9 protein-coding genes are annotated in these 9,712 nt (G+C 60.4%); 2 read left to right on the top strand and 7 right to left on the bottom strand.

The features are described from left to right. Nucleotides 1–307: 307 nt before the first annotated feature. The 4 genes from NKJ32_RS20410 to NKJ32_RS20395 all read right to left on the bottom strand — a co-directional run bounded on the left by NKJ32_RS20410 (nucleotide 308) and on the right by NKJ32_RS20395 (nucleotide 4,999). Nucleotides 308–1,417 (bottom strand): LacI family DNA-binding transcriptional regulator, encoded by a 1,110-nt coding sequence (locus tag NKJ32_RS20410; RefSeq protein WP_352828641.1) that lies wholly within the window; start codon nucleotides 1,415–1,417, stop codon nucleotides 308–310. Between the two features lie 109 nt (nucleotides 1,418–1,526). Then, on the bottom strand, nucleotides 1,527–3,056 hold the full coding sequence (locus tag NKJ32_RS20405; protein ID WP_352828638.1) for an amino acid ABC transporter permease/ATP-binding protein: 1,530 nt from the start codon (nucleotides 3,054–3,056) through the stop codon (nucleotides 1,527–1,529). 76 nt (nucleotides 3,057–3,132) lie between these two features. After that, entirely contained in the window at nucleotides 3,133–3,969 is an 837-nt protein-coding gene (locus tag NKJ32_RS20400; RefSeq protein WP_023679271.1) for an ABC transporter substrate-binding protein, read from the bottom strand. A 163-nt stretch (nucleotides 3,970–4,132) separates the two neighbouring features. Next, nucleotides 4,133–4,999, bottom strand: a complete 867-nt coding sequence (locus tag NKJ32_RS20395; protein WP_352828635.1) for a PfkB family carbohydrate kinase — start codon at nucleotides 4,997–4,999, stop codon at nucleotides 4,133–4,135. 102 nt (nucleotides 5,000–5,101) lie between these two features. Between NKJ32_RS20395 and NKJ32_RS20390 the strand changes: the two genes are divergently transcribed. Together NKJ32_RS20390 and NKJ32_RS20385 are read left to right on the top strand one after the other, a co-directional pair. Further along, nucleotides 5,102–6,103 carry an SIS domain-containing protein gene (locus NKJ32_RS20390; protein ID WP_352623043.1) on the top strand — a complete coding sequence of 334 codons (1,002 nt, stop codon included), beginning with the start codon at nucleotides 5,102–5,104 and terminating at the stop codon, nucleotides 6,101–6,103. A 64-nt stretch (nucleotides 6,104–6,167) separates the two neighbouring features. After that, nucleotides 6,168–7,295: an NAD(P)/FAD-dependent oxidoreductase gene (locus tag NKJ32_RS20385; protein ID WP_352623042.1), complete on the top strand. Its 1,128-nt coding sequence runs from the start codon at nucleotides 6,168–6,170 to the stop codon at nucleotides 7,293–7,295. A gap of 682 nt (nucleotides 7,296–7,977) precedes the next feature. Here NKJ32_RS20385 and NKJ32_RS20380 read toward each other — a convergent pair. The 3 genes from NKJ32_RS20380 to NKJ32_RS20370 all read right to left on the bottom strand — a co-directional run bounded on the left by NKJ32_RS20380 (nucleotide 7,978) and on the right by NKJ32_RS20370 (nucleotide 9,576). After that, nucleotides 7,978–8,415, bottom strand: a complete 438-nt coding sequence (locus NKJ32_RS20380; RefSeq protein ID WP_352623041.1) for a TA system VapC family ribonuclease toxin — start codon at nucleotides 8,413–8,415, stop codon at nucleotides 7,978–7,980. Then, complete coding sequence (locus tag NKJ32_RS20375; protein WP_023679266.1) at nucleotides 8,412–8,639, bottom strand: hypothetical protein; 228 nt, start codon at nucleotides 8,637–8,639, stop codon at nucleotides 8,412–8,414. Before NKJ32_RS20375 ends, NKJ32_RS20380 begins: the two co-directional genes overlap by 4 nt. A gap of 343 nt (nucleotides 8,640–8,982) precedes the next feature. Continuing rightward, nucleotides 8,983–9,576, bottom strand: coding sequence for a DJ-1/PfpI family protein (locus NKJ32_RS20370; RefSeq protein WP_352828631.1), 594 nt, complete (start codon nucleotides 9,574–9,576; stop codon nucleotides 8,983–8,985). Nucleotides 9,577–9,712: the final 136 nt, after the last annotated feature.

The following is a 9,712-nucleotide window of genomic DNA, read 5'->3' as shown; positions in this document are numbered from 1 at the left end:
AGCAACGCTTTCAACTCGCCTCTGCTCAGTCTAACGTCTCGATTGGTCATGGCACTTCCCCTTCCACGGGAATCGGTGATCGCAATGTCACCACCGTGCCATGGCCGCTCGCCCCTCAGAGCAAGCGCCGTTCTCTCTCCAAAACTTTTTGCAGAACCTTCAGCACATTATCGAGCCTAGCCGCAGATGGCCGATGGCGTGTAGACGAGCGAAGAAACATACGGCAGGTCAATATCCCCGTATGGCATCGACCTCGATATAGAGAGGGGCTGCAATTCAGCCCCAGCTATAGACCGTTGCGGCCGGATCAGACGGGCTCGCGGGTGAGATGAACCGCAATTGAATTTCGTTCCACGATCTGGGCTGCCAGGACACGATGCTCGAAAGGTAACGTGGCCTGCGCTAACCTCTTCAAGAGAAGCTCCGCCGCCGCCGCCCCGATCAAATGCGCCGGCTGGGCGATGGCTGTGATACCCTGGGCCACGAATTGCATCCAATCGAGATCGTCGAAGCAAAGCAGCGAAACGTCTCCTGGAATCGCAAGCTTTAGTGCGGAAGTCGCCTCCAGAACGCCTGTCGACATCACACCATCGGCGGTAAATAGAGCGGACGGCGTATTGCGCATTGTCAGCAGATCGAGCGCCTCCTTGCGAGCTGCCTCGCTAGAATAGACCGCTACGCGGCGGATCAACCGCAGATCCGGCTCGATACCTGCGGCACGATGGGCTTCGAGATAACCCAACAATCGTTGCCAGCTTGGATGATGGTAGCGAACATCGAAGCTGGAGAGATCCGCGTTCGCCACAAAGGAGCCAACATCATCGCGGTGGCCCGGCCCGAGTTCCGCCAGTATTCCGATGCGGCTGTGTCCGGCGGCGATCATGGCCGCGATGCTGTTACGCGTCACAGAAACGTTGTCGACCACGACTGAATCGGTTTCCAGGCCCGCCACTATGCGGTCGAACTGCACGACGGGGCAGCGGGCCGCGACTGCTTCACGAAGATGATCCGGCTCGTCCACGAAGGTCGATGAGACGATCAACCCGTCGACCTGCTTTTCCAGCAGCAACTGCACCGCCTCTCGCTCGAGTTCGGCATTTTCGTCACTATTCGTAACGATAACCCCGAAGCCGCCACCGCGCGCGACATCCCCTATTCCGCGCAGCACGCTGGCGTAGAATGGGCTTTCGATGTCGCCAACCACAACTCCGATAGTCTGCGTCTTACCGGTGATCAGGCCTTTGGCCAGGCGATTGGGGCGATAGCCCAGCGCAGCTGCCGCCGCGCGCACCTTCTCCCGAACCTCAGGACTGCTGTAGCCGTAGTCACCAAGTACACGCCCCGCGGTGGCGGAGCTCACCCCGGCCCGGCGAGCGACCTCTATGATAGTTGCGTTTTTCGACGATTCTTGAGTCACTCGGCAAACCCCGCCGCCCATGCGCACGCGTGACGGCGACCTAGCGGCAGTTAATCCCGCCCCGCAAGGCCGAACACCGCAACAGCCGCCGTTGCGCACACCATTGCAATCACAGCACCTCTGACAGAAAGCGCCGAAGACGCGGGCTTTGCGGATTGTCGAATAGATCCTCTGGTCGGCCTGCCTCGACTATCCGCCCCTCGTCCATGAATACGACCTGGTTCGCGACCTTGCGAGCGAAGTTCATCTCGTGCGTAACGACCACCATCGTCATCCCGCCCCGTCCGAGGTCGGCCATTAAGTTCAAGACACCTTTGACCAATTCCGGATCGAGGGCACTGGTGACTTCGTCGAACAGCATGATTTCGGGTTCGAGGGCCAGGGCGCGCGCGATGGCTACCCGCTGCTGTTGCCCGCCCGAGAGATTGGCCGGCCGATGGTCTTTGCGCTCCAGCAGTCCGACTTCATGCAGCCTCGCTAAGGCCACCCCCTCAGCCTCCTCGCGCGACATGCGTTTTACTTTGCGCAGCGCCAGGGTGATGTTGGCGAGGGCGCTGCGGTCGGGAAACAGATTGAACTGCTGGAAAACCATGCCGACGCGCCGCCGGAGTTGGTCAGGCGTCTGTTTGTAGATGCTTTCGCCATCGAGCAGAATGTCACCGGCTCGACACTCTACGAGGCGGTTGAGGCAACGCAGCAAGGTCGACTTGCCCGAGCCGGACGGACCGACGAGGCAGGTGACGGTCCCGGGCTCGACCTTCAGACTGACGTCATGAAGCACCTGGACGGCGCCGTAGGCCATGTCGATGTTCTTGACCTCGATGCCGCCGCCCTTGAAGCGGGTGGGCGCCGCTGCGGGCAATTTCGCAGCGCCCGGCACGCCGGCTTCGGCAAGCTCGGCGACTTCCTTGAGGCCGCTCTGCACAGCGGTGATACGTTTGCCGACGCGCATGCGCGCGTCGATGTAATTGACGAGGTGGGTCAGCGGCACCGTGATCACGAGATAGAACACGCCGGCCAGCAACAGCGGCGACAGGTTGCCGGTCAGCACGGCCTGGTCCTGGCCAACGCGGAACAGTTCGCGTTCGGAGGCGAGCAGACCAAGGAAATAGACCAGGCTGGAGTCTTTGACGTTGCCAATAAACTGGTTGACCAGTGCAGGCAGGACGCGGCGGATGCCTTGCGGGATCACCACCAGGCGCATGCCTTGGCCATACGTCATACCGAGAGTGCGGGTGGCGTCGATCTGACCACGCTCGACGCTCTGGATGCCGGCGCGGAAAATCTCTCCGATATAGGCGCCGGCGATCAGGCTGAGCGCCAGAATGCCCAGCGGATAAGGCGATGGACCGAACAGATCTCGGCCCAACCGCGCGAAGCCTTGGCCAATGATCAGGATCGTGACAATAGCAGGAAGCCCGCGGAAGATATCGGTGTAGACCCGCGCAAGGAGTTTCAGCGGCCGGTTCTCTGAAATCCCCATGACTGCGAGGACGATACCGATCAGCGTCCCGAAAAACGTCGAGGCAAGGGCCAGGATCAAAGTGTTCTTGAGGCCGACCATCACCATGTTTGGCAGAACTTCTGCCATCGCCTGGAAATCAAGGAAGCTGCGGGCGAAGGTATCGAACCAGCTCATATCAAGTCCATCTATAACTCGGCCGGGCACCGTTGCTCACGGGCCCGGCCGGAAACGAAAATGAATACGCGCGAATTTACTTCTTGGGCAGATATTGATCCGGCATCGGAGTGCCCGGGAACCACTTCTCATGCAGCCGTTTCCAGGTGCCATCGTCCATGGCCTCGCGCAGCGCCTTGTTGAGCGCCTCGCGGAAGGCATCGTTGCCTTTCTTGACCACGAACCCGGCCGGCGCATCGAAGGACGGCACATTCATTGTTATCTTCAGGTTCTTGTAGCGCTCCACATACTGCTTGGCCGACTCATAGTCAGTGAAATGGCCATCGATCGTCCCGTTATTCAGCGCCGCCACCGCAGTGTTGTTGTCGGGGAATTTGACAATGTCGCCCTTCAGATTCTTCTCGGCATAGATTTCCTGCAGCGTTCCCTGGATCACGCCGATGCGCTTTCCGGCGGTGCTCTCATTGCTCGTCAGTGCCGGATCAGCCGAAATGATCGACAGGTAGCCGGCGAGATAGCCGTCGCCAAAATCCACGGTCTTCTTGCGCTCCGCGGTCGTGCCGATGGCGGCGACAGCGACGTCGAACCGGCCGTTGGCAACCGACGGCAGCAGCGCCGAGAATTCCTGGCCGGTGAAAACGACCTGTTCCTCCTTGAACCCGAGCCGGCGCGCCACATCGCGGAAGAGTTCAGCGTCGAAGCCAGTGAAGTTACCGTTGGCGTCGGTGAAGACATAGGGTTTCGCATCGCCCATGGTTCCGACGCTGATCACCGTCGGGTCGATGAGGTTGTAGGGGTTGTCGGCCGCGTTTGCCTGCGTTGACGAGGCCAACGTGCCAAGTCCTGTCAACAGCGCGATCGTCAGCGCCAGACCGGATTTCACAAGTTGGCGCCTGCTCGAATTCGTGTGCATGTCTTCTCCTCTTACGATTGGCCGAACTCGGCCCTGCGATCCCACTCGACGTCTCATCCATCAAAACGCTCTTAGGTGGCGTTTTGGCCAGATAGGTGAGAACGTTATCATTTCCTCTAGCATTGTCCATTTCTCGCGTCAATTGTTTCGGAGAATTTCGCTGCTAGACGGTTTTCCAGTCTTGAGCGTGCCGAGCTCCGCGAAGGATCTCCGGCGTCATCTTTCCTAACTCGATTGCTGTCGCATGGCCAATCGCCCCGTAGTACCGGCAGGTAGCGGCCGCCGCCTCCGCGGCATGGCCGAGAATGTCTTGAGGCGCCTCTTCCTTAAGCAGGCCGAATAGCGTTCTGGCGATGAAGGTGTCGCCCGCGCCCAGGGTGTCGACCGGTTCGACCAGCCGCGCCTGGGTGCGGTAAGAGACCGTGTCGGCGTGAAGCACCGCGCCGGCTCGGCCACGAGTCACAAGGACCCACTTTGAACCATATCCAAGGAGTTCGGCTGCGATTGCGGCCAATTCGTTGTCGTCGAGACCGTCACCCGAGACGGAAGCCAGATAGCAATAGGGCCCAATCTCGCGTCGATGTCCCGGTTCCCGCCGCGTAGAAAAGTCGTAAGACAGCAGGGACTTACTCGATACAGCGGCAACGCACGGGTCTAACCCGCTGGACTGGCCGATGTGGACGGCCTGAAAGCCCGAGAGAAAATCCAGATCTTCTTGCGTCGGCGTGAACACCGAAACTCCGAGATCGAAGTCCAGGAAAATCCGATCGGCGTTGCGGTGACCTATGAGGCAGTAAGCGGTCGGCCCCTCGAGGCGCCGTAATCGGGTGATGTCCACGCGCTCCGACGCCAGTGCAGTGCAGATAAGGTCCCCCGCCCGGTCTTTGCCGATCGCTCCGACATAGGCCGATCGCCCGCCGAAGCGGCTGACACAGACCGAGACATTGAGGCAATTTCCACCAGGATACATCTCGCCGCGAGCAAGATAACAATCGACCACGTTATCGCCTATCGCGGCAATCTTGACCATTGCAGCACTTTCAGTTTAAAGGATGTGATAACGTTCGCACAATGGCTGCCATCTGTCAATTGTGCGCCGGCCCGCAGCTCTGCCAACGAGACGAGGAAGCTCATGATTTCCGCCCTGCCCGCCGACGTGGAACGCGCCCTGACCGCTACGGCGGGCAGGCAGTTTTCGCACCTATTCCTCGTGGCGTGCGGCGGCTCGCTCTCGATCATGATGGCAGGCAAATACTTCGTCGACCGTCACAGCGGCACATTCGCCTGCGACATCTACAACGCGGATGAGTTCGTCTGCCGAGACCCGCGACGGCTGGGACCCGACGCGCTCGTTGTCCTTTGCTCGCAGACCGGCACCACCCACGAAACTGTGCGAGCGGCCAATCATGCAAAGGATCGAGGCGCAACGACAATCGGCATGACGCTCGACCAGATATCGCCCCTCGCGCGGGCGGTCGACCACGCCGTCGCCTACCAGGCCTCCTACACGACGGGCAAAGCAATCGATTCAGCCTGCAGCAACTACGGCGTGCTCTATATGTTGCTCGCCGGCCTGATCGATGCTCGGGAGGATGCCGGGCTAACTGCCGATGTGCTGATGAGCCTGAGCCATCTTCAGCCGGCGATAGAGCGTGCGCACCGGACCTATGCCGACCGGTTTAAGGCCTTCGCCCCCCGTTTCGCGCCGCGCAATGCGATCTACACACTGGCCAGCGGTGCCAGCTATGGTGCGGCCTATTCGTACGCCATCTGCGTGTTGATGGAGATGCAGTGGTACGACTCGCAGGCCATACACGCCAACGAGTTCTTTCACGGCCCATTTGAGGTGGTGGACCGGGATGCTTGCTTCGTGGTCTTGCTGGGTTTGGACGGAACGCGGAGCCTATCCGAACGCGCCCGCGACTTCCTTTTCAAACATGGAAGCCGGGAAAACATCCTGGTGCTAGATGGAGCGGAACTCGACCTCAGCGGTATGTCCGATGACATCAAACCCTATCTCGTGCCCTTGGTCTTCTTCGACACTCTATGGCGTTTTGCCTATGAGCTGGCCGGCCTGCGTGGCCGGCCGATGCTCGATGGCCGGCGCTACATGAAGAAGCTAACGGACTACTAGTTCCGCCGCGCTCTGCAGCGATCCAACAACTCCCAGCCCGGCTTCTGCGTAAAAGGATTTCCCTATGACTGCATCTGCAAAACCGCGCCAAGTCGTCGTTGTCGGCGCAGGCATCTTCGGCACCTCTTCCGCGCTGCACCTCGCTCGTCTTGGCTTTGATGTAACCATTGTCAATGACGGCGCGCCGGCCAACGGTGCATCCGGCCGTTCACTCTCCTGGCTGAACTCAGCGCGACGTGCCGACACTGCCTATCACCGCTTGAGGCTTGCAGGCATCGACCGTTATCGGACCCTGGCGGCCACAAGGCCGGAAACCGCGTCGTGGCTTCGCTTTGACGGCGGCCTCACCTGGGATGCGGATGATGAGGCGAACCAGATCGCGTCCATCTGCCAGCTGGAGCAGGAAATTGGTTATGACGCGCTTCTGCTCGGCCCTGCCGAAGTTGGTGCAATGACGCCCGGCGTCAATGCCAATGCAATCACCCCGCAGGGCGCAATCTTCAATCCTGGCGAAGGATGGGTCGACCTGCCCTCCCTGATCGATCTGCTGCTCAATGAATTCCGCTCCCGCGGCGGCAAGCTTATCCAGGACGCTGGACGCGTGCGGATAGATGCCACAGGTGGTCGCGCGCGTGGCGTCGTCACTGCCGATGGTGCGCCGATAAAGGCGGATGAAATGGTCCTTGCCGTTGGGCCAGCGACGCCTGTCATGCTTGCGGAGATCGGCGTCCATGTCCCCGACGCCACGCCGATTTCACTTCTTTTGAAGACCAAGCCGACCAAGACCGAGCTCCGTGCCGTGCTGAATACGCCGCGCGTGGCGGTGCGCCCGACGCCGGATGGCGCATTTGTTTTGGATTCGGCATGGTCGGAGGAAGAAGTCGTGGTCAACCCGGACGGCACCTACACCGTGCACGACAAGACCATCAAAGGACTGCTCGACGAGGCCAGTGCCGTGCTCGACGGCAATCCGCGGCTCCAACTCGCTACCTATGCTGTCGGCCCGAAGCCTATCCCCGGCGACGGCGAGCCGGTGCTTGGCTCAGTCGAGACCGTCGCCGGTCTTCACGTCGCCTTTAGCCACAGCGGCGCCACGCTTGGACTGATCGTCGGCGAATTGCTTGCCAAAGAAATCGCCTCCGGCAATCCGCACCCGATGCTTGCAACCTTCCGCGCCAACCGTTTCAGCTGACAGGGCATCGCGGCCGAGGTCGAACTGGCCAGATGGGCCGCGGGCCTGGGGAATCCTGGCAAGGTCGCTAAACAGCGAATTTCTGCCTCTTGCAGCTTCAACGTTGGACCGAGGGTGGTCAAGGCCAAGAAGCTGAGGTGCCCGGAGGAGCATCTCCAACCCGAATCCGAGCGTGAACTCGGCCGCGCCAGCCATCGAGATGAACACGTCCCGCGGCATGCCGAAGGTCAGAAACGGCTTATCTTCGACCAGCGGGTAGAACCACTCCGGATAGGCTCGATGTCGCGAGGTCCTAGAGGTTGTAAGGTGGGACACGAACGTGCGGCGCGTCTGTCTGGCGCCAGTCTCGAAAGTATTGGCGACTACACCGCCAGCGCCCCTGAGCACCGATGTCTTGCAATGGATCACCCAGCAAACATTCGTCGCCAAGAAACAACAGCTTCGCTTCGTAAGCCGATGCATTGTACCAGTCGCAGGCAGCCGCGCAACGGTTCAAGCCCGACCTTGACTGGAAGCTGGAGGACGAACCATCCAAGAGGGGCGGCATGTTGAGACACTCGTGGCCTTGGACGAACGGTAGCGCATTGCGCCTGAGCGCACCGGCCTGATGGTGCTGCGCGGCTACGCCTATCTCAACCTGCGCGGTTCGGCGATGCAGAACAGACAAAAAGAGCCCGGCGGTCTACCTTGTGGGAATCAGGTGCAGTGCAGACTTCCCGCCCTTCACGGCCGCGACTGACAGCTTGCGGTCAAAGCTCGCAAGTTGGCCGCCATTCGTCTTGGCGAGCGCAAGAAGATAGGTATCCGTGACCTGTGCCGAGGTCAGGATTTTCGCCGCATCGATGTCGCCGGAGCCAACCAGGCTCACATCGTCGGACCAGAAGCTGTGCCCGTGCAGAGCCCGCAACTTGGTAACGATTTGCGCAACGACGGCGGGCGAACCGGGAGAATTAGGATATCTTTGGTTGCCGACGATGCGCAGGACGCCGTTTTCGGTAATGGGACACGTAGCCCATGCCGCGTTACCGGTCTCTTCGAACCAGCCATGCGCGTCGTCATGGGCGACGTGGCCAGGATCTATCAGTGCGATCAGCACATTGACATCGAGCAGGAACGTCAAGGCAGTTCGTCTCGCAAGGCATTGACCGTCTCAAGCGTGACAGGAGGTGCATCCGGCCGAGGCGACAGTAGAGGAATCCCGTTGCGCTCGCCGCCGGCTTGAGGCCGGCGCAGCGAGCGCCGGGCGAGATCGGTGATGACCTCGCCGAGGCTGCGATCCTGCTGCCGGGCGATGGCCTTGGCCGCGACCAGGACGTCGTCATCGATCGCCAGTGTGGTTCTCATGTCGCCCTCCTTGGTGCGCATCAATCATCACGCATCATATAGAATAGCGACGTCGGATACTCAAGCGGTGCGACTTCCGACAGCGGTGCGACTTCGTAGCGTCGTAAGCAGATGAGTTGTCCGGATTAGGTAGCACACGAGTTGTCCGATCACTCGTAAGCGAGTTTGGTTTCCCTCACCCTTTGACTACCGACAAAGTTGCGCAGGGCCGAGGGGACCGTTATGGCCGCGCTACCTAAGGGACGTGCCTTCCGGAAGCTTATCAGCTCGGGAGACTATCGGCAGAAGCTACGGAGGCTGCAGCAAGGACCGACGCACCCTTTGGATGCGTCGGAGCAAAGGTCTACGCGTGGCGGATCTCCGTTCCCAGCACCTTCAGGCATTCGCGGATGAACGCTGCAAGCGCCGTCCAGCCTTTTGCCGAAACCATCGTGCCATCCACATATGCCTCCGTTGGAGACAGGTCGATATAGGTGCCGCCCGCAAGCGTCACTTCGGGCTCGCAAGCCGCCAGTGCGCCGACCTTCTTGCCACGCACGACGCCGTCCACCGCAATCAGGATCTGCACGCCGTGGCAGATCGTGAAGATCGGCTTCTTGGTTTCGTGGAAGTGGCGCACCATCGCCTGTACGCGCTTGTCGGTGCGGATGTATTCGGGGCCACGGCCGCCGGCGCAGTAAACGGCGTGGTATTGCTCCAACTGCTTCTCAGCGTCGGAAAAGGTCTTGTTGATCAGCGCATAGTGGCCGAGCTTTTCGGTGTAGGTCTGATCGCCCTCGAAATCGTGCAGCGATGTTTTGATCAGGTCTCCGGCGCTTTTGTCTGGGCACACGACGTGCACGGTGTGGCCCACCGCTTCCATCGCCTGCTGGTAGACGAAGATTTCGTATTCCTCGGTGAATTCACCGGTCAGCATCAGGATCCTTTTGCCTGGCATGGTACTTCCTTTCCTGTGACAACGGCCGGGCGAGACCTGTACCCGCCTGGTAGATTTGAGTTTCTAGAAGGGTGAATCGGGGAAGTCGTCTTCGTTGGCACTGGCCTGCGTGATGACCGTCAACGGCGGGTACGGG

The sequence above is a fragment of the Mesorhizobium sp. M0159 genome, assembly GCF_040322295.1.
Taxonomy (GTDB): domain Bacteria; phylum Pseudomonadota; class Alphaproteobacteria; order Rhizobiales; family Rhizobiaceae; genus Mesorhizobium.
This window is presented reverse-complemented; position numbering and strand designations above follow the sequence as displayed.

Bases quoted from the DNA above. Each gene is read 5' to 3' on its own strand.
- NKJ32_RS20405 (WP_352828638.1), bottom strand. From the start codon at position 3,056: ATGAGCTGGTTCGATACCTTCGCCCGCAGCTTCCTTGATTTCCAGGCG.
- NKJ32_RS20400 (WP_023679271.1), bottom strand. From the start codon at position 3,969: ATGCACACGAATTCGAGCAGGCGCCAACTTGTGAAATCCGGTCTGGCG.
- NKJ32_RS20395 (WP_352828635.1), bottom strand. From the start codon at position 4,999: ATGGTCAAGATTGCCGCGATAGGCGATAACGTGGTCGATTGTTATCTT.
- NKJ32_RS20390 (WP_352623043.1), top strand. From the start codon at position 5,102: ATGATTTCCGCCCTGCCCGCCGACGTGGAACGCGCCCTGACCGCTACG.
- NKJ32_RS20385 (WP_352623042.1), top strand. From the start codon at position 6,168: ATGACTGCATCTGCAAAACCGCGCCAAGTCGTCGTTGTCGGCGCAGGC.
- NKJ32_RS20375 (WP_023679266.1), bottom strand. From the start codon at position 8,639: ATGAGAACCACACTGGCGATCGATGACGACGTCCTGGTCGCGGCCAAG.
- NKJ32_RS20370 (WP_352828631.1), bottom strand. From the start codon at position 9,576: ATGCCAGGCAAAAGGATCCTGATGCTGACCGGTGAATTCACCGAGGAA.